Source organism: Solimonas sp. K1W22B-7 (assembly GCF_003428335.1).
Lineage (GTDB): Bacteria > Pseudomonadota > Gammaproteobacteria > Nevskiales > Nevskiaceae > Solimonas_A.
In genome coordinates, this window is the sequence record NZ_CP031704.1 from 4,950,711 (window position 1) to 4,971,493 (window position 20,783).

The window sequence follows — 20,783 nt, forward strand, 5'->3', positions numbered from 1 at the left end:
AAAGTTCATAAAAAAGTCAAAACCATGGGCGGCGCTCGCAGGCTTGGCCGCGTGCCTTTGCGGCGCGGCCGCGATGGCGCAGGCAACGCTGCCGCTGGCGGTGGCGCGTGTCGCCGTGCCGGCGGAACTGCGCCGCGGCGAGGACGTCCTGGAGCTGCGCAGCCGCGTGCCGGTGACGGAGAACGACCGCATCGTCACCGGACCGCAGGGGCGCGTGGCGATGCAGCTCTATGGCGGAGGCATGCTGCGCCTGGGCGGCGACAGCACGCTGCGCCTGCACAGTGTCGATCCGCCCGAGCCGGGCAATAGCGGTGTCGCCCGCCTGATCCTGGAGCGCGGCACCCTGCGCCTGGACGCGCGCGGACGCGCTGGCCAGCCGCCGCCGGACTACCGCCTCAACCTGGGCCGCCTGCGCGTGCGCGTGTTTGGCGGCGAGGCCTGGGCCGAGCTGGGGCCCCGCGGCGAAAACGTCTGCCTGCTGTCCGGCGCGGTGGAGATCGTCGGCGACAGCGGCAACGAGCGGCTGGACGAGCCGGGCAACTGCCTGCTGTTCGGCCTCGGCGGCCGCCTGCCGGTGCGGGGCGACGGCGGCGAAGCCCTGGCGCGCAAGCTGCTGCGCACGGCCTTCGCCGACGACCTCAACGCCCGGGTGCTGGCCGAGCAGACGCCGCCGCCGACCCTGGACGCGCTGCCGCCGGCCGAAGCCGCCGAGGCCACCGAGGCCACCGAGCCGCCGCCGGCACCGGCGGCCCCCAACCCCGGCGGGCAGCGCTGGACCCTGGTGCTGGCCTCCTTTCCCGACCCGGCCGCCGCCGAGAACGCCGTGCGCGGCTGGCTGCATCTGGGCGAGACCCCCCGGGTGCGGCGATCCGACACGCCGTCGGGGGTGCGCTTCCGGCTGACCGTGGGCGACTACACCGAACTCGGCCAGGCCCGCGCCGCGCTGGCCGAGCTGCGCAGCCGCCAGGCCGGCGCCGCCGAGGCCTGGGTCATGCCGCTCAAGGACTAGGGCCTGTCAGCGCAGGCCGTGGCGCAGGATTTGCTGCACCCTGCACGGGGTGCGGGGATTCCGTCACCAAACCGCCACGGCGTTTCTGTACAAGTGTATAGTTGCTGCGGTGAAACCCGTTTTCACAGGCAGGGTCTGGCCTGCCGCAAGCGGCCAAAAGTGCCGCGAAGCCTTTCTGGAGAATCGCTGTATGTCATCCGTTTCGGAATCCGCCTGGGAGCGCGCGCCGCTCAACTGGCCGGCCGTGATCCTGTTCAGCGTGACCACGCTGGGCATGCTGACGGTGTTCCCCTGGTATGCCTGGACGCATGACTTCAGCGTCGCCGCCTGGGTCTGGTTCGTCGTCTTCATGTACGGCACCGGCATGTCGATCACCGGCGGCTACCATCGCCTGTGGGCGCACCGGGCCTACCAGGCGCACTGGAGCCTGAAGATCGTCTACATGCTGCTGGGCGCGATGTCGCTGCAGAACAGCGTGCTGGTGTGGGCCGCGATGCACCGCGTGCACCACAAGGAAGTGGATCACCGCGACCGCGATCCCTACTCCGCCGAGCGCGGCCTGTGGTTCTCGCACATGGGCTGGATGCTGCGGAACTACCCCAGCTCCACGCTGGACTACAAGAACGCGCGCGACCTGATGGAAGACCCCATCGTGATGTTCCAGCACAAGCACTACCTGGGCATCGCGCTGTTCATGAACATTGCCGTGCCGGCCCTGCTGGGCTGGGCCTATGGTGACGTCGGCGGCTTCCTGGTGCTGGTGGGCCTGCTGCGCCTGGTGATGAGCCAGCACTTCACCTTCTTCATCAACTCGCTGGCCCACTACTGGGGCCGCCAGCCCTACACCGACGAGAACAGCGCGCGCGACAACGACGTGCTGGCGCTGTTCACCTACGGCGAGGGCTACCACAACTATCACCACATCTTTCAGTGGGACTACCGCAACGGCATCCGCTGGTGGCAGTGGGACCCTACCAAGTGGATGATCGCCGCCGCGTCCTGGCTGGGCCTGGCCTACAACCTCAAGCGCGTGCCGGAGTTCGTGATCCGCCGCCAGATGGTGCAGCGCCAGCTGGAACTCGCGCAGCAGCAACTGGCACAGGCAAACCCCGTGCAGCCCGGCCGCCTGGCCGCGATGCAGACCCTGCTGGAGCAGGAGCTGAAGCACTACACCGAGATCGCCTCGGAATGGGCCAAGCTGCAGCAGGAGAAGCTGGAAGCCGCCAAGCGCCAGCTGGCCGAGCAGTGGGAGAACAGCGAGGTGCGCTCGCGCATCCAGGCGCTGGAGGATTCCCTGCGCATGCAGCACCGGCGCCTGCAGTTGCTGAGCATGCAGGCCGCCCAGGTCGGCGTCTGACCTGATCCGCTGTAAGAAAAAGCCCCGCCCTGGCGGGGCTTTTTTGTAGGGCCTGTCGGCGCGCAGTTTCCCGTCCAACCGAACGGTCGGCGGAGGGGCGCGAACGGTCAACTTCTCCACAGGCTTTTGCCGAAAACTGTCTATAGATGCCTGAGCAACAGGGGGGCGTCATGAGGCGGTGCGGCAAGCTGGGTGTGGCTTTGATGATGCTGGGACTCTGCGGGCCGGCGGCTGCGGCCTGTGCGCCGGACGGGGGTTTCCGCTGGCTGGGCTGTGAAGCGGCCACGCCGGAACTGCGCAGCCACTGGGCGGGCGGCGGGGCCACCGCCGGGCTGGAGTCCGCCTTCCGCCTGGCCGAGTGGAGCAACGACGAATATTCCCGGCAGCGCCTGCGCCTGCGCTTCGACGCCCGCAGCGATACCGAGGACCTGCTGCGCCGCTGGCGCTATGGCGCCGGCCTGGACCTGCAGCTGCCGGGCGACGGCCTGTTCCAGGCCAGCATCTCCACCTCGAAGCGCCGCCGTGGCGAAGGCGCGCGCTACGCGCTGACGCCGGACGGCCTGTCCAGCGGACGCAACGGTGAAGCCCTCTGGACCCTGGGCCTGTCGCTGGCCCCCGAGGACCGCAGCGACGGCCGCCGCCTGATGCTGACGCCGCAGATGCGGCTGGACATCGACCGCTGGCTGGAGACGCGCGGCAGCGCCGAGCTCTACGTGGAGTACACGCCCTGGATCCACGACCTCAAGGGCAGCTCGCGCGAGGATCGCGAGAACATGGAAGACCGGCTGGACGAGCGGATGCCGCAGCTGCAGATGAGGTGGCGGTTCTAGGGCCTGTCCCGTCGTGACGGGATGGAGCTGAAGCGGGACCGGATGCCGGCTTTCGCCGGAGCGACGGTTTAAAGTGGCCCTGGCGCACCGCCGGAGGCCCGCCCCATGACTGCCAGCAACATCGACGAATACATCGCTGCGTTCCCGGCCGACGTGCAGGCGATCCTGCAGAATATCCGCGCCACGATCCGCAAGGCCGCGCCCCAGGCCACGGAAAGGATCAGCTACCAGATGCCGGCCTTCTTCCAGGACGGTGTGCTGGCCTACTACGGTGCCTTCAGGCACCACATCGGTTTCTATCCTCCGGTGCGCGGCGACGCAGGGCTCGTGCGCGACGCCGCTGCCTACGCCGGCGAGAAGGGCAATCTGCGCTTTCCTTTCGACCAGGCGATTCCCTATGACCTGATCCGAAGGATCGTGGAAGCGCGGCTGGCGGGGAAGAAGAAGCCGAAAGTGAGCCGGCCCGCGCCATGAACTCCATCCTCACCCGCCTGCTGCTCGACGTCCTGCGTGCCGCGTCGGCCGAGACTTATCTCAAGGCCCAGGACGAAGCCCTACCCCTGGCCGCCCGGCAGTACGGCGAGCTGGCCGCGGAAGCACAGGACAACCCCGACCCTGCCCTGCGCATCGAGGCGCTGGAACTGGTCGCGCTGCTCGGGCAAGCCGATGCGGACAATCTGCTGCTGGCCTGCATTCACGGCGACACGGAGTCGCGGGTCGCCGAGCACGCCAAGGCCCTGCTCTACCGGCTCACGGTGGCCCGGAACGTCATGGAGTCGGGCCAGATGTCGGAAGCCGGGCTGGCGGAACACCAGGCCAGGCGGCGGCGGCGCTCGGCGGAAGCGCGCTACAGGAAATAGAACAGCACGAACACGCCGATCATCGCGAAGGACAAGGCGATCTTCGCCAGCGTGCCGAACAGCAGGCCCAGCCAGGTCGCGATGCCGACCCTGGTCGCCTGGCCGGCGGTTTTCTGCGCAGACAATTCCCCTGCCACCGCGCCGACGAAGGGCCCCAGCAGCAGCCCGGGCAGGCCGAAGAAGAGGCCGACGATGCTGCCGATGGCCGCGCCCCAGATCGCCCGCGGACTGGCGCCGACGCGCTTGGCGCCCATCGCGCTGGCGGCGAAGTCGATCACCACCGACAGCAGGGTCAGCACGCCGAGCAGTCCCATGGTGAGTCCGCCGACGCGCTCGTAGCCGTCGATCCAGGCGGCGAGCCACAGGCCGATGAAGATCATCGGCACGCCGGGCAGCATCGGCAGCACGGTGCCGGCCAGGCCCACGCCCACCAGCAGCAACACAACGATCCACAGCCAGGGGGAGAGCGCGGCGTCCATGCAGGGTTCAGCGCTTCGGTGCGGCCTGCAGGAGCGTCTGCGCCAGCTTCGCGTAATCGCCGTTGAAGTGATGCCCGCCAGGCAGCCAGACGATGCGGAAGCGCTTCGGGTCGAGCTGGCGGCAGACGCTTTCGTCTTCTTCCCTGGCGCAGATCACGGTCATTTCCGCGGCGCCGGCCAGCTTCTCCATCTCCGGCAGGATCGGGTGCGTGCCTTCCGCGCCGATCCAGTTGCTGAGGTGGAACTCGAAATGCGCCTGCTCGGTCTGCGCCATCGGCGCGGCCAGCTTCACCTGTGCGCGCAGCTCCGCCGGCAGGCGGCTGAGCGCGAAGGGCAGCACGTCGCCGCCCTGCGAGAAGCCGACCAGCCAGACGTCCGGGCGCTGCCACGCGGCCTGGTAGTGGCGGATCACGCGGGCCAGGTCGGCGCCGATGCCTTCGGGCGTACGCGCCTTCCAGAAGTAGCGCAGCGAGTCGAAGCCGACCACCGACACGCCCTTGGCCATCAGCCGCTCCGAAACCTCCTGGTCCAGGCCGGCCCAGCCGCCGTCGCCGGACAGGAAGATCGCGAAGGCCTTGCCCGGCTGCTGCGCCGGCATCTCCAGCAGCGGCAGGTCGGCGACGTCGGCGGTGCGAGCGGCGGGCGGTGGCGGCAGACGCGAGGCGAGGCTGCGGTAGGCGGCGCGCAGGGCGGCCGGATTGGCGGGATCCTTCAGCGTGCCCATCGCCGCCTGCGGCACCTGCCTGAGGAAGCGCTGCAGCTTGCCGGCACTGCAGGACGGCTCCGGCGGCTGCAGCACGGCAAAGGGATCGCGCAGCGCGCCGGGGCGGTATTCCCAGCCCCGCTTGTTCCTGCGTGAACGCAGGCCGCCGTCGCCCTTGCACAGCGGCTGCTTCATCGCCAGCTCCGGGCAGAAGTCGAGCGCAAGGCCCGCGGTGAAGGTGCTGGCGTCGGACTGGCCGAGCAGACCATAGGCGAAGCCGGCACCGATGCCCTGCCCGACCAGGATCGGCGGGTAGTAGCCGTTGACCTGGGCATAGCCCTGCATGTGGCGGCTGAGGTTCTCCAGGTCGCCGTTGGCGAACTGGCAGTCGCCGCCGTCCTTCTCCATGCGCGCAAAGAAGGTCTCGGTATCGATCACCGCGACCAGCGCGCCTTCCTGCGTCAGCGCGCGCGCCAGGCCGTTGCGGTCGCCGCCGCGGTCGGTCAGCAACAGCGCGAAGCTGCGCGGCGGGCCCGGCGGACGCTCCAGCGTGAAGTCGTCGAAACGGCCATGGGTGAGCGTTTCCCCGGCCTGCGCCAGCGGCATGGCCGCGGCCAGCAACAGCATCGAGAGCATTCTTTTCATTTTGCGATCACACCGCGCAGTCCGCCGCCGGCCAGCGCCGCGGTATCCATCAGCGCCAGCACTGGCTGCAGGCCGCCCGGCGTGCAGAGATAGCGCGGTTCCCACTGCGGCGCGAACTTTTCCTTGAACGCGCGCAGCCCCTGGAAGTTGTAGAACGGCTCGCCATGGCCGAACAGCAGGCTGCCGATGCGATGCCAGCGCGGCGCCAGCGGGTGATTGGCGAAACCCGACAGCGGCGCCATGCCCAGGCCGAAGCTGCGATACCCCTCGGCCTGGTAGTGCAGCAGCATGCGCACGAACAGGTAGTCCATCGCGCCGCGCGGGGCATCGGCGCCGTAGCGCATCAGGTCCACGGCGATTTCCTCGCGCGCGCCGGTGGCCAGCAGGTTGGCGAAGGCCACCGGCCTGCCGTCCTTGAGCGCCAGCGCCATCGGGAAACGCGACAGGTAGTCGGGAATGAAGGCGCCGAGCGAGAACGCCTTCTCGCGCGTGCTGGCCTGTTCCAGCCAGGCATCGGAAATGATCCGCAGCTGCGGCAGCAGCGCCGGCACGTCCGCCGGCGGCACGATCTGGAACGACAGGCCGTCGCGCTCGCCCTTGCTCAGGGCATGGCGCAGGTGCGCCAGCCTGGAACCCTTGGTGCTGAACTGCGTCAGGTCGACGCTGGCGTATTCGCCGAGCTTGTAGGCGCGCAGGCCGGCGTCCAGGTACAGCGCCAGGTGCTCCGGCGGCACCTGGTAGAACACCGCGCGGCCGCCGTGGGCGTCCGCCATCTCGATGAAGCGCCACACCAGTTCCGGCCATTCGTCGCGCTGGCCCACCGGGTCGTACAGCGACACCCAGCTGCGGTTGCGCTTGCCGAACATGATGAAGCTCTTGCCCGACTCGGAGAACAGGAAACTCTTGTCGCCGGTCAGCGCCAGGCCGGCCGACACCACCGGCTGCGCATGCAGCACCGCGGCGGCGCGCAGCAGGTCCTCCGCGGTGGCTGCGGCGACGCGGCCGGAGGCCGGGCGGAACAGCTGCCACAGCGCGAAGCCCAGGCCGCCCAGCACCACCGCCAGCAGCGCGCGCAGGCCGCGCGGCGCATGCGCGTCGAACTGGAACTGCCACCACAGCTGGCTGGTGTAGGGCACGTCCTCGTAGACGAAGAACAGCAGCCAGGACACCGCAGCCACGACGATGCCCACCGTGAGCAGCCAGGACCAGCCCATGACGCCGGCGAACAGCGAGGCGCGGCGGTCGAACTCCCTGCGGCTGGCCAGCAGCACCAGCAGCAGGAAGCCCAGTACCGCCATTTCGCTCAGCGCCACGCCCTTGGGCAGGGCCAGCCAGAAGTTGAGCGCGGTGATCAGCACGGCGGTCCACCAGGCCGCATCGAGCCGGTGCAGCAGGCCGCGCGCGACGAACAGCAGGGCCAGGCCGGCGATGCTGCCGAGGAAATGCGCCGCCTCCACCACCTCGATCGGCACCTTCAGCGCCAGCAGTTCGGTGGCCTCGTCGGTGGCCGGCGTCACGCCGGAGATCAGCAGCATCACGCCGACCACGAAGGTCAGGGTCGACAGGAACAGCGGGGTCAGCTGCGTCGCGGCGCGGCCGACGCGCTGCGCCACGCCGACACGCAGCTCGTTCCAGGCCAGCAGGCCGACGGCGCCGAACAGCGGCAGCAGGAAGTAGATCGCGCGGTACAGCACCAGGGCGCCCGCCACCTGCTCCAGCGGCGCATGGCCACGGTAGGCCAGCAGGATCACCGCCTCGAACACGCCCAGGCCGCCGGGCACGTGGCTGATCACGCCCAGGGTGATGGCGATGGCGTAGAACGCCGTCAGCGCCGGAAAGCCGACCTCGCTCTGCGGCAGCAGGAACCACAGTGCCGCCGCCGCGGTAACGATGTCCAGCGCCGAAAACAGCAGCTGTGCCGCCGCCAGGCCCGGGCCCGGCAGGCGCAGGTTCCAGCGCCCGAACAGCATCAGTTCGCGGCGCCAGGCGCAGAGGCCGATGAACACCGCGGTCAGCACCAGTACCGCCGCCGCGATCAGCTCCAGGCCGGCCGCGGGCACCCGCGCGATCGGCTCGATCTGCTCCGCCCCCCACAGCAGGGCCGCGGCGCCGACCGCGACGATGCCGCCACCGAAGGACAGGGCGATGAAGGCAATCACCTGGGTGATGCGCCCCGTATCCACCCCCGCGGCGGCGTACAGGCGCAGGCGCACCGCGCCGCCGGTCAGCACGCCCAGCCCCACGGTATTGCCCAGGGCGTAGCCGCTGAACGAAGCCAGGGCCAGCACCCGCGGCGGCACCTTGGCCCCGACGTAGCGCAGGCCGGACCAGTCGTAGCCCATCAGGGCGAGGTAACTGGCGGCGGTGGCCAGCAGCGACAGGCCAATGTGGCTGGCCGGGGTGCTGCGCATCACCGCCACCAGCTCGGCGTAGCTGACCTCGCGCAGCAGCAGGCGCATCGCCGCCAGGACCAGGGCGGTCAGCAGCAGGGCGACCAGGGCCGGCAGCCAGCTGCGCAGGCGCGGCCAGAGTCCCTCGGCGGAAGCCGGGGGCGGGATTTCAGGGGTCGACGCGGGCGGGTTGGGCCTGGCGGACATGGGACGGGCGGCGGGGATCACGCCGGTAAAGCCGGCGAAGGGGGATATTGTGTCATTGCGGGCCCGGGGTTTGCATGGCCGGAAAGGCGATCCGGGCGGGGTAGACCGCCGGTAAGAGCTTTTGTTTGCTGCCGCCACCCGCCCCAGCCCTTAGACTGTTGTCCATGCGCAACCCGCCCCGCCATTCCGAGCAGCTGATCCAGCGGCTCCGCCAGGACCTGGACCAGGCCCCCGACTACCTCTCCTGGAAGGGGATCGCCGAGGAACTGGACCGCCTGGAGGGCAGCGAGGCCTGGCGGCTGGACGACACCTGCGAGGACTTCGACCACCTCCTGATCAAGGAACGGCTGGCCGACATGCGCGAGCTGCGCCGCCGCGGCGACGCCCGCCACCTGGCCTACAACCTCTACGAGGGCCTGCACGGCAACCTCGGCAACATCTCCAACCCGGTGCTGTACCAGGTGGCTCGTGTCGGCACCAAGCGCCTGGTCGAGGAATACCTGGACGAGGTCGCCCGCTGCCTGGACTATCTCTGCGCCGGCGACTTCGCCAATTTCACCTACGACGACAAGATCGTGTTCTTCAAGCGCACGGGAACCGTCTTCGGCCGGTCCGCGCTGATGCTGTCCGGCGGCGCCACCCTGGGCATGTTCCACCTGGGCGTGATCAAGGCGCTGCACGAGCAGGGCCTGCTGCCGCGCGTGATCTCCGGCTCCTCGGCCGGCTCGATCATCGCCAGCGTGACCGGCGCGCGCACCGACGCCGAACTGGGCCGCGTATTCGAGCCCGGCGGGCTGGACATCGCGGCGTTCCAGCGCTTCGGCCTGCGCAATGCCCTGAGCGGCAAGGCCCTGATGGACCCGGCGCAGCTGGAGCGCTGCGTCAGCGTCAACATCGGCGAGCTGACCTTCCTGGAAGCCTTCGAGCGCTCGCGCCGCATCGTCGGCATCACCATCTCGCCGGCCGACCCGCACCACCAGGGCCGCCTGCTCAACTATCTTTCGGCACCGCATGTGCTGATGCGCAAGGCGGTGATGGCCTCCTGCGCGGTACCCGGGGTGTTCCCGCCGGTGATGCTGGAGGCGCGCAACTACGACGACCAGGTCGTGCCCTACATGCCGGCCAAGCGCTGGATCGACGGCACGCTGTCCAACGACCTGCCGATGCTGCGCGTCGCGCGGCTGCACAACGTCAACCACTACATCGTCAGCCAGACCAATCCGCACATCGTGCCGTTCCTGTCGGACAAGATCCTGGAGCCCAAGCGCGGCATCGCGCCGCTGGCCAAGGAACTGATCGCACAGGGCAGCCGCGGCGCATTGCAGCTGGCGCGCAAGCACCTGGATCCCTACGGCAGCGGCCGCGTCATCAACAAGGTCGACGCGATGATGCGCCAGCGCTACAGCGGCGACGTCAACATCCTGCCGCGCCACACGCCGCGCCACCTGATGAAGCTGTTCGCCAACCTCACGCCGGAAGATCTGCAGTCCTACATTCGCGAAGGCGAGCGCGCCACCTGGCGCCAGATCGAGCGCGTGCGCTACCAGACGCGCATCTCGCGCGCCTTCGAGGACTGCCTGAAGCTGCTCAAGGATCGCGAGCCGGCGACATCGCGACTGCGCGCCTTCGGCTGATCGCAGCGCGCGATGTCGTCGCGCAGAACAGGCCAGGAAAATCGAGACTTCTGACCCAGATTTAATACAGCACCACTGATACGATGAAAGCGGACCACCGCCTTGGGGGGCGGGCCGTCACCTGAATCGGGGACGACAACGGCGCAGCCGTGGTTCATAAAACGACTGTTCAGGGGTGAACATGACGGACTTATCGATTGCACTGGGCCGCGACGCGTCGCAGCCCATCGTGCCGGCGACGGCACGCGGGGAAGCCACACGTCGCAAGCTGCTCGAGGCAGCGGAGCGTGATTTCGGCGAGAAGGGATTCCACGCGGCCTCGGTCAGCTCGATCACGCACCGGGCGGGCGTCGGCCAGGGCACCTTCTATCTCTACTTCCGCAGCAAGGAAGAGATCTTCGCGATGCTGGTCAAGGATATCGGCCACGAGTTGCGCCGCCGCATGGCGGTGGCCGTGACCGCGGCCACCAGCCTGGAGCAGGCGGTGCACGGCGGCATCAGCGCCTTCCTCGGCTTCTCGCAGCAACACCCGGGACTGTTCCGCATCGTGCAGGAATCGCAGTTCGTCGACGAACCGACCTACCGCGAGTACTACCACCACCTGGAAGAGGGTTACCGCGCCGGGTTGATGGAAGCGCAGCGCCGCGGCTACATCTCCGCCGGCGATGCCGAGGTGCGCGCCTGGGCCATCATCGGCATCACCCACTTCCTCGGCCTGCGCTACTGCCTCTGGCAGGGACGCCTGCCGGAAGCCGAGGTGATGGGCGAGGTCACGCGCTTCGTCACGCGCGCGATGAACCTGCGTCCCGAAGACACGTTCTAAAACGGTCGTTCAGGAAATATCCGTCTTGCGCCGTCCATAGCCGTCGCCCTCGGGGACGGCGTGGTGGCGCAGCCCGGCCATCGGCTCGGGCTTCTTCGGCACCAGCAGCGACCACAGGCTGCGCGGCGCCTCCACCGTACGGCCGGCGCGCTGGCGCGCCTGGCCACGCGGCGTCAGGATCAGGACCGGGCCCTCGGACTCCTCGTCGAGCTCGAGTTCACCGTCGAACACCAGCGCGCGCACGCCCTGCACCAGGTCGCTGCGCCGCATCTGCGTCCGCGGCCACTCGGCACGCAAGGCTTCCAGCGCCAGCTGTCCACCGACCGGCACCTGCCGATCCGCAAAGATCCGCAACACCGCGTCCTCGATCACTCTCAAGTCCACACTCACTGCCGCTCCAAAACCTGCGCCGGGCCGCCCTCCCCTGCTGGACTTCAACCCGACGGCGGCACCTTAGCGCAGCGCGGGCGCGTTGCCTGTAGGGATTTTGTCGGATTGGGACGGAAGGAAGCCCAGGCCCGGCAAACGGCGGCAGCCGTTGCCGGCGATCCCCGAGGAAGCAATTCAGCCGCGGATTTCGCGGATAAACGCGGATTCTCAAGATGCTTCCATCGCCGGGGCTTGCCTGGCGGTGAATGCGAAAGCCGTCGCAAGACCTTGATCTTGATCCGCGTTGATCCGCGTAATCCGCGGCAAACAAGCTTTTGGGCGAGGCTTACTTCTTCAGCAGATCCCGAATCTCCACCAGCAGCTTCTCCTCGGCGGTCGGCGCCGGCGGGGCGGCCGGGGCGGCGGCTTCCTGGCGGCGGAGGCGGTTGATGCCCTTGACCAGCATGAAGATGGCGAAGGCGACGATGGTGAAGTCGAAGCAGACCTGGATGAACTTGCCATAGGCCAGCACCACCGCCGGCGTCTCGCCTACCGCTTCCTTCAGCACGATGCCGAGCTTGCTGAAGTCGACACCGCCGACGACCAGGCCCAGCAGCGGCATCACGATGTCGCCGACCAGCGAGGACACGATCTTGCCGAAGGCGGCGCCGATCACCACACCGACGGCCAGGTCGACGACATTGCCGCGCACCGCGAATTCGCGGAATTCCTTCATCATGCTCATGGATTCTTCCTTGTGTTATCCAGGGGAAGCGTTCAGCCCGAACGCTGTGGCGATTGTATCGTCGCCATTGGCCGATGTTGTGATTTTTTATAAAATTAAAATATTTATAATATACAAATTCAAAAGCATGCAGGCAGACCGGACGCCAGGTCGGGGTAAGCCGGGGTAAAGCGCAGTTCCCCGCGCAGCCGCTCCGTACGCAGGCGCTTGGACTCCTCCATGAAGGACCACATCGCCGGCGTGAACCGCTGCCGCGCTTCCTCCATCGACACCTGCGGCGGTGGCGGCAGGCCGAGCAGGGCGGCGCAGCGCGTGAAGTAGTCGCACATCGTCGTCGGCTGGCCGTCGGCGACGTTGTACACCCGGCCGGGCCGCCCCCAGGCCGCCGCATGCAGCGCCGCCTGCGCCAGGTCCTCGGCGTGGATGCGGTTGGTATAGGGCGACTCTTCCTCGCGCACCACCGGCAGTCCCTGCTGCAGGCGCTCGCGCGGCAGGCGTCCAGGGCCGTAGATGCCGGGCACGCGCAACACCATCACCTCGCATTCGCCAGCAGCGGCATGCTCCCACAGCAATGCCTCTGCATTCAGGCGGCGGTGCGCGCGCGCGCTGAGCGGACGGGCCGGCTCATCCTCGTCGATCCAGCGTCCGCCGCAGTCGCCGTAGACGCCGGAAGTGGAGATGTAGACGATGCGCCGCGCCGGCGGCCGCGTGTCGAGCCAGCGCCGCAGGCGTGGATCCTCGTCGCCGGACGCCGGCGGTGGTGCGAACCAGAACACCAGCGGCTGCGGCAGGTCCGGCGGCTCGCGGTCCAGATCGCAGGCCAGCGGCAGCAGGCCCGGCATGTCTGGCGGGTGGCGGGCGATTGCCGTAACCTCGCCGCCCAACGCCCGCAGGCGCCGCGCCACACGCTGGCCGACGTCACCGCAACCGACGATCGCCGCCTGGCGCGGCAACAGGTCTTCGAGAGTCTTCATGCACCAAGTCTATCTGGCCGGACGCGACAACTCCTTCGCCGCGGGCGCGGAAGAGACCGTGCTGGAGGCCGGCCTGCGCCAGCATCTCGCCCTGCCCTTCGGCTGCAAGTCCGGCGGCTGCGGGTCCTGCCGCGTGCGCCTGCTGCAGGGCGAGGCGCAGCACCGCCTGCCGCCGCCGGCGCTGTCGCAGGCGGAGATCGACGCCGGCTACATCCTGATGTGCCTGGCCGAGGCACGCAGCGACCTGGTGATCGACCTGCACCAGCCGGCGCGCCTGGAGCGCCTGCAGGTACGGCAGCTGCCGGTGCGGGCGCAGGCCCGCACGGCGCTGTCGCATGACGTCATCGGCTTGACCCTGAAGCTGCCGAAGGGCGAAACCTTCGACTACGCGCCGGGCCAGTACCTGGATTTCCTGCTGGAGGACGGCAAGCGGCGCAGCTTCTCCATTGCCAACGCGCCCAATGGCGAAACCCTGGAACTGCACCTGCGCATCGCTCCCGGCGGCCGCTTCGCGCACTGGGTGCGCGACGAAATGCCGGAGCGCGCGATCCTGCGCATCGAGGGCCCGCTGGGTGCCTTCTACATCCGCGAGGACTCTGATAAGCCCATGCTGCTGATGGCCGGCGGCAGCGGCTTCGCGCCGATCAAGGCGATGCTGGAGGATCAGTTCGCCCGCGGGCTGAAGCGCAGCACGCAGCTGTTCTGGGGCGTGCGCAGCCGCGAGGACCTGTACCTGGATGCACTGGCGCGGCAGTGGGAGAAGGAACAGCCGCTGTTCCGCTACACGCCGGTGCTATCCGAACCGGATGCGGACTGGCAGGGCGAGCGTGGCCTGGTACACGAAGCGCTGCTGCGGGCCTATCCGAAGCTGGGCGGCCACGAAATCTACATGTCGGGCCCGCCGGTGATGGTGCGCAGCGGCAAGGACGCCTTCGCCGCCGCCGGGCTGGACCCCGACCACCTGTTCTACGATTCCTTCGACTACGCGTTCGAGACCTGGCCGGCGAAGAACTGAGGCAGGAGCAGGACGTCGAATGAGCCTGTCGCCAGCAAGCTGGCTCCTACGGAGCGAAGGGCGTTGTTGCGGCTGGCTTCTTCTCTCCCTCTCCCCGCTTGCGGGGAGAGGGTCGGGGTGAGGGGGCTGTGCGCGGAACAACAGGACGCGGCCTGTACTGGCGTATGCCACAAGAGGTTCAGTGTCACATCCGTACGTGCCGCGCACATCCAAAAGCCGCCCCTCACCCCAGCCCTCTCCCCGTAAACGGGGAGAGGGAGAGAAGAAGGGCTACAGCCCCGCCGCCAGCTCCAGCCCCAGGCGGTTGTACTTCTCCGCATCGGCACGGTTCTGGGTGGCTTCGCAGACACGCGCCAGCTCCAGGTAGGCAGCCGGGGTCGGCTGCTGGCGGATCGCGGCGTCGAGGTAGCTGCGCGCCTTGCCCCAGAGCTTGTTGCGCAGGCAGACCTGGCCGGCGGCCAGTTGCGCCTCCGGGTACTCGCCGTAGCGGCCCAGCCACTGCTCGATCATGGCCAGCTGGCCCAGCGGGTCGGCGGCGTGCAGGCCGCCGTAGAGGCGCATCAGCTCGGCGTCCCAGCCCCGGTTCAGCGCGCCGGCGATCAGCGCCAGTGCCTCGGGCTCGGCGGCGAGCCGCACCAGCCCACGGATGTAGACCCGCAGCAGCACGGGATCCTCGCGCAGTTCGCGCCCGGCCTGTTCCCACAGTGTCTTGAGCTGGTCGACGCTGGCCGCCCGGGTGGCGTCCAGCAGCCGCTGGCGCAGGGCCTCGGCCGCCATCTGGCGGCGCCGCGCTGGCGCCAGCGCGGCGGCGGTGTCGGGCTGCTGCAGCACGCCCTGCAGGCGCTCCCAGTCGCCCAGGGCGAAATGGCATTCGGCCAGCAGTTCCATCGGGTAGGGATGGCGCGGGTCCTGCTCGCGCAGCTCCAGCGCGCTGTCGCGCGCCTGGCTGTACTCGCCGCGCGCGCGTTGCAGTTCGGCGCGCGTCAGCAGCGCGGCGAAGCGCAGGTGCGGATCGCCCTGCCCGGCCAGCCGCAGGTAGTGCTCGCGGCGGTCGGCGGCACCGAGCTGCTGCGCGGCCTTGGCCGCCGCCAGGTAGTTCAGGTGCGAGGCGCGATGATCGGCGGCACGGCGCACCATCTCGATCTCGGCCTCGCGCCAGTGACCCTCCATCAGGCGCAGCATGCCGGCCTCGAAAGACTCCTGCGCCAGGTCGGAGCGGCGGCGCTCCATCGCGCGGCGCACGCGCATCGGCAGCCCGGCGCCGACGACGATCAGCTGGAAGCCGTAGTAGAGGCCGCAGACGATCACGAACAGCGCCCCGGCCAGGCCGAACAGCGAGGTCTCCAGCACCCAGCGACCCTGGGTGATCATCACGTAGCCGGTGTCGGCGCGCAGCAGGTAGGCGGCGATGCTGCCCAGCGCCAGCGCCAGCACCGCCAGCAGCAGCACGCGGATCATCGGGCGGACACGTCCATGTGGGCGCGCAGCAAGGCCAGGCTGCGCGTGAGCTCGGGCAGCGGCGGCGACAGCTCCAGCGGCTGCAGGCGCTCCAGCTCGCCCAGTGCGCCCTGTACCGCCGGGTCCTCGGCACGAAAGTAATCGCGCAGCCAGCGCGAGGCGCCGCTGCAGGCATCGCGGAACGACACCGTGTCGCCGCGCAGCAGGGCGACGCGTGCCGCCTCCAGCCGCAGCATCAGCACCTGGTGCACCAGGGCTTCCTCCTGCGGCGCCAGCAGGCGCGCGGCAGGGCCCTGGTTGCGGCGCAGCGTGAACATGCCGTGCAGGGCCTGCCCCACCGACTGCTTCAGACGCTGCCAGCGCGTGGTGCCGGGCGCGGCGGCCGCCGGCGCCTGCATCGCGGTTTCGTAATGGTCCGGGGCGCGGGCGCGCAGCGGCATTTGCGCGGCGCGGCTGGCCAGGCTCGACAGCGTCAGCGCGGCGCCGGCGTAGTCCGGCTGCGGCACCGCCTGCAGCGCGGCGCGCTCCTCGGCCAGGGCCTGGCGCACGTTGAACAGGCGCGGGTCGCGCATGCCGGCGATGCGCGCGTCGGCCTCCTGCAGCGCCACCAGGGCGGAGCGCACGTCGCCGGCGATCTGCAGGCGATCGTTGGCCAGCAGCAGCAGGTTCTCGATCGAGGCCATCACGAAGCGGCCGCGGCCGCCGGCGACCGCCTCATTGAGATTGCCGACGACCTGGTCGTGCTCTTCGATGCGACGGCCGAACTCGGCGACCTCGCTGCTGCTGCGCTGCGCCATCGCCGCCAGGTCGCCCTGGCGCGTGTCGAGTTTCTGCGCGGTGGATTCCAGCCCGCTGAGGTCATGCGACAGGCGGTCGATCAGATTGCCGTGCTTCTGGGTGTCCTGCAGCAGCTGTTGCTGCTGCTGCCAGACCCAGAACGCGGCGGCGGCAACGCCGGCGACGACCACCAGCAGGAGCAGCGGCAGCAGGCTGCGGCGGCGGTGCGCGGGGGCTGCCGGCGGGACCGGCGGCTTGGGTGGCGTTTCCGCGGTGTCGTAAGGCGTCGGCGTCGTCATGCGGGCTTGTGTTCGGTCCACCAGCGTTCCAGGCAACGCAGGTAGGCGGCGTCGGAAACCTGTTCGGGTACGAGCGGCAGCTCGAAGCCCAGTTCGAGGGCCTGTTCTACCACACGCGCCGACGGCACTACCAGCTTGCGCCGCCGCAGCAAGCCGCGCTGCGGCTCCGGCGTCAGCTGCAGCAGCAGCTGCAGGGCCTCGCCGCTGGTCAGCAGGATCGCGCGGCTGTCCTGCAGGGCCTGCTCCACCTGGGCCGGGGCATGCGCCACCGGCTGCCGGCGGTAAACCTCGGCCACCGTAACCCTGGCGCCGCGCCCGCGCAGGCCCTCGGCGATGGTGCCCAGGCCGTCGGTGCCGGTCACCAGCAGGAAGCGCTGCCCCGCCGGCTGCTGCAGCGAGGGATGCGCCAGCAGACCCTCGCCGGAGAATTGCCCCGGTGGAATCGTCGCGATCAGATCCAGTTCCTCCAGCGCGGCTGCGGTGGCGGCACCCACGGCGTACAGGCGGGCCGGCCAGCGGCCGGTGTCGAGACGCCGCGCGCAGCGCACGGCGTTGCGGCTGGTGAAGATCCAGGCGTCGGCGTCGCGCGCCTCGGCGAATTGCTGCAGCAGGCCCGGCGCCGCGCGCGCCGGCTCGATCGCCAGCAGCGGCAGGCGCCGCACCACGGCACCCTCGGTCAGCAGCAGGCGGCACAGCGCTTCCGCCTGCTCCGCCGGGCGCGTCACCATCACGCCCAGGCCGGCCAGCGGCGGCTGGTTCACACCGGGATTCCCAGCTGCCGCAGGATGTCGCCGGCGCCCTGGTCCAGCAGGCGCCGCGCCAGTTCCTCGCCCAGTTCCTCGGCGCGCGCCTGCGTGCCGCGCAGTTCGCCGCGGATCACGCGGCTGCCATCGGGGGCGCCGACCAGGCCACGCAGGCGGACCTCGGAGCCCAGCACCTCGGCGAATCCGGCCACCGGCACCTGGCAGGCACCGCCGAGCTTCGCATTCATCGCGCGCTCGGCCATCAGGCGGGTGTAGCTGCGCGCATCGTGCAGCGGCATCAGCAGGCGGCGCGTGCGCTCGTCGCCGGTACGGCATTCGATGCCGACGATGCCCTGGCCGATCGCCGGCAGGAAGCGGTCGGACGACAGCCGCTCGCGGATGCGCTCGGCCAGCCCCAGGCGGATCAGCCCGGCACTGGCCAGCAGGATCGCCTCGAACTGGCCTTCGTCGAGCTTGCGCAGACGCGTGCCGACGTTGCCGCGCAGGTCATGGATCACCAGGTCCGGCCGCAGCGACTTGAGCTGTGCCTGGCGGCGCAGGCTGGACGTGCCCACCACCGCGCCCTGCGGCAGGGCGTCGAGCGAGTCGTGCCTGTTGGAGACGAAGGCATCGGAGGGGTCTTCACCGGCGAGGAAGGCGCTGAGGCAGAGCCCGTCCGGCTGCCTTACCGGCACGTCCTTCATGGAGTGCACCGCGATATCTGCGCGCCCCTCCAGCATGGCCTGCTCCAGCTCCTTCACGAACAGCCCCTTGCCGCCGATGTTGGCCAGCGGACTGGACAGCATCTGGTCGCCCGCCGTGGTCATCGGCACCAGCTCCACCTGGATCCCCGCATGGACTTCCTCCAGGCGAGCCTTGACGTGCTCGGCCTGCCACAGGGCAAGCGGGGATTCTCGGGTGGCGATGCGCAGCAGCATTGGGGGTACGCGACGGTGGGGAGACGATGGGGATTATCCGCTTTTTCCAATGAAAACGTGGTCATTCGCGCGGGAGCAGAGTCCCCTCTCCCGCCCTCCGGGCACCCTCTCCCACAAGGGGAGAGGGAACACAAAAGCCTTCTTGTGTCTTCCAATGGCTTGGTGAGCGCAGCGAATGCTTTTGATGTTCCGGGTTCCCTCGTAGCGGCGCCCGCACAGGGGTCGGGCGCAGGGGTCGAGCCGGACAGGATGTCCGGCCGAGGACACGCAGGCCATGGATGGCCTGTGTGTCCGACCCCTCAGCGACCGACCACTGGGCGGGGCACCCCGCGTAAGCGGGGCGCCGATACAAGGGTACGTTTTCTTTTGGTTACTTTTCTTTGTCGTATAACAAAGAAAAGTGACTCGCCCTTAGGCGAAATACACCTCCAGAGAAACGCGGCTCCTGACCGGCGTAGTCGCCGGCACCACCGCTTCAAAGGCCTGGAGACCCAACGACCAGGTCGCGAGCAAGCTCGCTCCTACATTTCATGCCCTGCAAATGAAAAGAGCCGGATTTCTCCGGCCCTTTTCGCGCAAGAAGCATCAGCAACGCTCAGACATCCGTCAGGAACCTGCGCACCTCGGCCAGGCGTCGGCGCGACACCGGCAGCGGGTCGCTGGCGTGCTTCATGCGCAGCCAGTGATGCTGGTCGCCATGGCGATCACGCTCCAGGCCCGCGATGAAACGGGTAGCCACCAGCGCCTTGCGGTGGATGCGGATGAACCAGGGCGCGAAGTCCTGTTCCAGGGTCTTCAGCGATTCCTCGATCAGCACCTCGCCGTGCAGGTGCTTCACCGTGGTGTACTTCTGGTCGGCCAGGAAATAGATGATGTCCTCGGCCGGCACGCGCACCAGGCCGTCGCGGTTGGTCGCCAGCACGAACTCGCGCTTGGGCTTGCCGCCCGGGATCGGCGCGGCCACCGGCGCCGGCTTGTGCGCGCGGGTCGGCTTGCGCACGCGCATCAGCGCTTCCTTGAGCTTGTCGACCCGGATCGGCTTGAGCAGGTAGGCCTGCGCGGCGGCGTCGAAGGCCGACAGCGCGTGCTCCGAGTAGGCGGTGGTGAAGATCACCGCCGGCGGCACCTCCAGCTCGGCCAGCTGGCGCGCCACCTGGATGCCGTCCATGCCACCCATGCGGATGTCGAGCAGGACCAGGTCCGGCTCTTCGTCGTCGATCACGTCGAGCGCGGATTCACCGTCGCCGGCCTCGCCGACCACCTCGTAGCCGGGAAACTCCGACAGCAGGCGCTTCAGGCGTTCGCGGGCCAGCGGCTCATCATCGACGATCACGACGCGCATGCTTCAGTCTCCTTCGGGCTCTTTTCGGGGTTCTTTGGGCAGGACCAGGCGTGCCCTGAACACGCCGCCTTCCAGTCTCAGGTCGCGGCCCAGTTCGAGCCGCGCACTGTCACCGTAAATCAGGTTGAGGCGCTGGGCAATATTGTCGACCGCAATCCGGTTGCCCTGCGAGGTCAGGGACTCGCCCTGCGGGATGGGATTGGTGACCTCGATCACCAGCCGGCCGAAGATCTCGCGGCCGGCGATGCGCACCTCACCGCGGCCGGCCAGCTTGGAGATGCCGTGGTGCACGGCGTTCTCCACCAGCGGCTGCACCACCAGCATCGGCACCGGCCATTCCAGCAGGCGGTCCGGGATGTCCCATTCGATCTCCAGCTTGTCTCCCAGGCGCAGCTTCTCGATGCGCAGGTAGGCGTGGCACAGGCCGATTTCGTCGGCCAGCGGGCCCATCTGGCCGCGCTTCTCCAGGCTGGCGCGGAACAGGTCGGACAGGTCCACCACCATCGACTCGGCGTCGTCCGGCTGCACGTGGATCAGGGCCGCGAGGCTGTTGAGTGCATTGAACAGGAAATGCGGGCGGATGCGCGCGTTCAGCGCCTGGTAGCGCGATTCACCCTCGGCCTTGACCTGCAGGCGCCACTGGTGGCGCAGCCAGAAGTAGCGCAGCAGCAGCAGGGCGACGATGCCGGCGATGGTGACGTGGCGCATCACGAAGATGATGCGCGGCTCCTGCGACATCAGGCCGTCCCAGTGCAGCACTTCGGTGAACAGCTTGTGCGCGGCGGCGGCCACCGCCATCACCACCACCACCAGCAGGCCCCAGCAGTAGAAGAACACCACCCCCGGGCGCGCCAGCGGGAACCAGCGCCGGGACCAGCACAGCACCGCCGCCGAGCACAGGGCGATCCATTGCAGGTACAGCGAGATCATCGTGAAGGTTTCGATCGCCTCCTGGCCGCCGGCGCCGCGGCCCAGGGTCAGCACGATCGCCACCAGCTCCATGGTGAACGCCAGCAGCAGCACCGCCGATCCCTGGCAGAAATTCGGGATCAGGTTGTTGAGCTGCAGCGTTTGCTGGGGGACGATGCGTTCCACGTGATTTAATCTTGAATATTGTTATTTTCTTTAAATATTATTCAACAGATCCGCCCGGACTGCCGGGACCGTGCCGGCCACTCCACGGGGC

20 protein-coding genes are annotated in these 20,783 nt (G+C 69.1%); 8 read left to right on the plus strand and 12 right to left on the minus strand.

Annotation, left to right across the window (positions count from 1 at the left end; translation table 11 throughout):
* The first annotated feature begins 73 nt into the window (after nucleotides 1-73).
* The 5 genes from D0B54_RS22175 to D0B54_RS22195 all read left to right on the plus strand — a co-directional run bounded on the left by D0B54_RS22175 (nucleotide 74) and on the right by D0B54_RS22195 (nucleotide 4,056).
* On the plus strand, nucleotides 74-1,009 hold the full coding sequence (locus D0B54_RS22175; RefSeq protein ID WP_162932631.1) for an SPOR domain-containing protein: 936 nt from the start codon (nucleotides 74-76) through the stop codon (nucleotides 1,007-1,009).
* Nucleotides 1,010-1,199: 190 nt separating this feature from the next.
* The gene (locus D0B54_RS22180; RefSeq protein ID WP_117294249.1) at nucleotides 1,200-2,366 is read left to right on the plus strand and encodes an acyl-CoA desaturase; all 1,167 of its coding nucleotides are present in this window, start codon (nucleotides 1,200-1,202) and stop codon (nucleotides 2,364-2,366) included.
* Nucleotides 2,367-2,536: 170 nt separating this feature from the next.
* The gene (locus D0B54_RS22185; protein WP_162932632.1) at nucleotides 2,537-3,196 is read left to right on the plus strand and encodes a hypothetical protein; all 660 of its coding nucleotides are present in this window, start codon (nucleotides 2,537-2,539) and stop codon (nucleotides 3,194-3,196) included.
* A gap of 105 nt (nucleotides 3,197-3,301) precedes the next feature.
* Complete coding sequence (locus tag D0B54_RS22190) at nucleotides 3,302-3,670, plus strand: iron chaperone (RefSeq protein ID WP_117294253.1); 369 nt, start codon at nucleotides 3,302-3,304, stop codon at nucleotides 3,668-3,670.
* Complete coding sequence (locus D0B54_RS22195; protein ID WP_117294255.1) at nucleotides 3,667-4,056, plus strand: hypothetical protein; 390 nt, start codon at nucleotides 3,667-3,669, stop codon at nucleotides 4,054-4,056. The genes D0B54_RS22190 and D0B54_RS22195 overlap by 4 nt, the downstream gene beginning before the upstream one ends.
* Here the strand turns inward: D0B54_RS22195 and D0B54_RS22200 are convergent.
* Genes D0B54_RS22200 through mprF form a run of 3 tightly spaced genes read right to left on the minus strand, consistent with a single transcriptional unit; the run spans nucleotide 4,044 to nucleotide 8,480 of the window.
* Entirely contained in the window at nucleotides 4,044-4,535 is a 492-nt protein-coding gene (locus D0B54_RS22200; RefSeq protein WP_117294257.1) for a DUF456 domain-containing protein, read from the minus strand. The two genes, D0B54_RS22195 and D0B54_RS22200, sit on opposite strands and share 13 nt — an antisense overlap.
* Before the next feature lie 7 nt (nucleotides 4,536-4,542).
* Nucleotides 4,543-5,883 (minus strand): virulence factor family protein, encoded by a 1,341-nt coding sequence (locus D0B54_RS22205; protein WP_117294259.1) that lies wholly within the window; start codon nucleotides 5,881-5,883, stop codon nucleotides 4,543-4,545.
* Entirely contained in the window at nucleotides 5,880-8,480 is a 2,601-nt protein-coding gene (gene mprF, locus D0B54_RS22210; protein ID WP_117294261.1) for a bifunctional lysylphosphatidylglycerol flippase/synthetase MprF, read from the minus strand. Before mprF ends, D0B54_RS22205 begins: the two co-directional genes overlap by 4 nt.
* 164 nt (nucleotides 8,481-8,644) lie before the next feature.
* On the opposite strand from mprF, the gene D0B54_RS22215 reads away from it, so the two are divergent.
* Together D0B54_RS22215 and D0B54_RS22220 are read left to right on the plus strand one after the other, a co-directional pair.
* On the plus strand, nucleotides 8,645-10,114 hold the full coding sequence (locus tag D0B54_RS22215) for a DUF3336 domain-containing protein (RefSeq protein WP_117294263.1): 1,470 nt from the start codon (nucleotides 8,645-8,647) through the stop codon (nucleotides 10,112-10,114).
* Between the two features lie 181 nt (nucleotides 10,115-10,295).
* The gene (locus D0B54_RS22220) at nucleotides 10,296-10,937 is read left to right on the plus strand and encodes a TetR/AcrR family transcriptional regulator (protein ID WP_117294265.1); all 642 of its coding nucleotides are present in this window, start codon (nucleotides 10,296-10,298) and stop codon (nucleotides 10,935-10,937) included.
* A 9-nt stretch (nucleotides 10,938-10,946) separates the two neighbouring features.
* Here D0B54_RS22220 and D0B54_RS22225 read toward each other — a convergent pair whose 3' ends face one another.
* The 3 genes from D0B54_RS22225 to D0B54_RS22235 form a co-directional block, all read right to left on the minus strand.
* A complete protein-coding gene (locus tag D0B54_RS22225; RefSeq protein WP_162932633.1) occupies nucleotides 10,947-11,315 on the minus strand; it encodes a hypothetical protein in 369 nt (122 codons plus the stop codon).
* 337 nt (nucleotides 11,316-11,652) lie between these two features.
* Nucleotides 11,653-12,051, minus strand: a complete 399-nt coding sequence (gene mscL, locus D0B54_RS22230; protein WP_117294269.1) for a large-conductance mechanosensitive channel protein MscL — start codon at nucleotides 12,049-12,051, stop codon at nucleotides 11,653-11,655.
* A 119-nt stretch (nucleotides 12,052-12,170) separates the two neighbouring features.
* Entirely contained in the window at nucleotides 12,171-13,025 is an 855-nt protein-coding gene (locus D0B54_RS22235) for an SDR family oxidoreductase (RefSeq protein ID WP_117294271.1), read from the minus strand.
* Here D0B54_RS22235 and D0B54_RS22240 point away from each other — a divergent pair.
* Nucleotides 13,024-14,040 carry a 2Fe-2S iron-sulfur cluster-binding protein gene (locus tag D0B54_RS22240; RefSeq protein ID WP_117294273.1) on the plus strand — a complete coding sequence of 339 codons (1,017 nt, stop codon included), beginning with the start codon at nucleotides 13,024-13,026 and terminating at the stop codon, nucleotides 14,038-14,040. The two genes, D0B54_RS22235 and D0B54_RS22240, sit on opposite strands and share 2 nt — an antisense overlap.
* Before the next feature lie 270 nt (nucleotides 14,041-14,310).
* Here the strand turns inward: D0B54_RS22240 and D0B54_RS22245 are convergent, their stop codons facing one another.
* The 6 genes from D0B54_RS22245 to D0B54_RS22270 all read right to left on the minus strand — a co-directional run bounded on the left by D0B54_RS22245 (nucleotide 14,311) and on the right by D0B54_RS22270 (nucleotide 20,692).
* Nucleotides 14,311-15,498, minus strand: a complete 1,188-nt coding sequence (locus D0B54_RS22245; protein WP_117294275.1) for a heme biosynthesis HemY N-terminal domain-containing protein — start codon at nucleotides 15,496-15,498, stop codon at nucleotides 14,311-14,313.
* Nucleotides 15,495-16,595, minus strand: a complete 1,101-nt coding sequence (locus D0B54_RS22250; protein ID WP_205527211.1) for a uroporphyrinogen-III C-methyltransferase — start codon at nucleotides 16,593-16,595, stop codon at nucleotides 15,495-15,497. Before D0B54_RS22250 ends, D0B54_RS22245 begins: the two co-directional genes overlap by 4 nt.
* Nucleotides 16,571-17,335: a uroporphyrinogen-III synthase gene (locus tag D0B54_RS22255; RefSeq protein WP_117294279.1), complete on the minus strand. Its 765-nt coding sequence runs from the start codon at nucleotides 17,333-17,335 to the stop codon at nucleotides 16,571-16,573. Before D0B54_RS22255 ends, D0B54_RS22250 begins: the two co-directional genes overlap by 25 nt.
* Nucleotides 17,332-18,255, minus strand: a complete 924-nt coding sequence (gene hemC / locus D0B54_RS22260) for a hydroxymethylbilane synthase (protein ID WP_117294280.1) — start codon at nucleotides 18,253-18,255, stop codon at nucleotides 17,332-17,334. Before hemC ends, D0B54_RS22255 begins: the two co-directional genes overlap by 4 nt.
* 595 nt (nucleotides 18,256-18,850) lie before the next feature.
* Nucleotides 18,851-19,597, minus strand: coding sequence for a LytR/AlgR family response regulator transcription factor (locus tag D0B54_RS22265; RefSeq protein ID WP_117294282.1), 747 nt, complete (start codon nucleotides 19,595-19,597; stop codon nucleotides 18,851-18,853).
* Between the two features lie 3 nt (nucleotides 19,598-19,600).
* A complete protein-coding gene (locus tag D0B54_RS22270; RefSeq protein WP_117294284.1) occupies nucleotides 19,601-20,692 on the minus strand; it encodes a sensor histidine kinase in 1,092 nt (363 codons plus the stop codon).
* Between the last annotated feature and the right edge of the window lie 91 nt (nucleotides 20,693-20,783).

Excerpts from the sequence above, each read along its gene's own strand:
- D0B54_RS22175 (WP_162932631.1), top strand. The coding sequence starts at position 74 with ATGGCGCAGGCAACGCTGCCGCTGGCGGTGGCGCGTGTCGCCGTGCCG.
- D0B54_RS22180 (WP_117294249.1), top strand. The coding sequence starts at position 1,200 with ATGTCATCCGTTTCGGAATCCGCCTGGGAGCGCGCGCCGCTCAACTGG.
- D0B54_RS22185 (WP_162932632.1), top strand. The coding sequence starts at position 2,537 with ATGAGGCGGTGCGGCAAGCTGGGTGTGGCTTTGATGATGCTGGGACTC.
- D0B54_RS22190 (WP_117294253.1), top strand. The coding sequence starts at position 3,302 with ATGACTGCCAGCAACATCGACGAATACATCGCTGCGTTCCCGGCCGAC.
- D0B54_RS22195 (WP_117294255.1), top strand. The coding sequence starts at position 3,667 with ATGAACTCCATCCTCACCCGCCTGCTGCTCGACGTCCTGCGTGCCGCG.
- D0B54_RS22200 (WP_117294257.1), bottom strand. The coding sequence starts at position 4,535 with ATGGACGCCGCGCTCTCCCCCTGGCTGTGGATCGTTGTGTTGCTGCTG.
- D0B54_RS22205 (WP_117294259.1), bottom strand. The coding sequence starts at position 5,883 with ATGAAAAGAATGCTCTCGATGCTGTTGCTGGCCGCGGCCATGCCGCTG.
- mprF (WP_117294261.1), bottom strand. The coding sequence starts at position 8,480 with ATGTCCGCCAGGCCCAACCCGCCCGCGTCGACCCCTGAAATCCCGCCC.
- D0B54_RS22215 (WP_117294263.1), top strand. The coding sequence starts at position 8,645 with ATGCGCAACCCGCCCCGCCATTCCGAGCAGCTGATCCAGCGGCTCCGC.
- D0B54_RS22220 (WP_117294265.1), top strand. The coding sequence starts at position 10,296 with ATGACGGACTTATCGATTGCACTGGGCCGCGACGCGTCGCAGCCCATC.
- mscL (WP_117294269.1), bottom strand. The coding sequence starts at position 12,051 with ATGAGCATGATGAAGGAATTCCGCGAATTCGCGGTGCGCGGCAATGTC.
- D0B54_RS22240 (WP_117294273.1), top strand. The coding sequence starts at position 13,024 with ATGCACCAAGTCTATCTGGCCGGACGCGACAACTCCTTCGCCGCGGGC.
- D0B54_RS22235 (WP_117294271.1), bottom strand. The coding sequence starts at position 13,025 with ATGAAGACTCTCGAAGACCTGTTGCCGCGCCAGGCGGCGATCGTCGGT.
- D0B54_RS22245 (WP_117294275.1), bottom strand. The coding sequence starts at position 15,498 with ATGATCCGCGTGCTGCTGCTGGCGGTGCTGGCGCTGGCGCTGGGCAGC.
- hemC (WP_117294280.1), bottom strand. The coding sequence starts at position 18,255 with ATGCTGCTGCGCATCGCCACCCGAGAATCCCCGCTTGCCCTGTGGCAG.
- D0B54_RS22265 (WP_117294282.1), bottom strand. The coding sequence starts at position 19,597 with ATGCGCGTCGTGATCGTCGATGATGAGCCGCTGGCCCGCGAACGCCTG.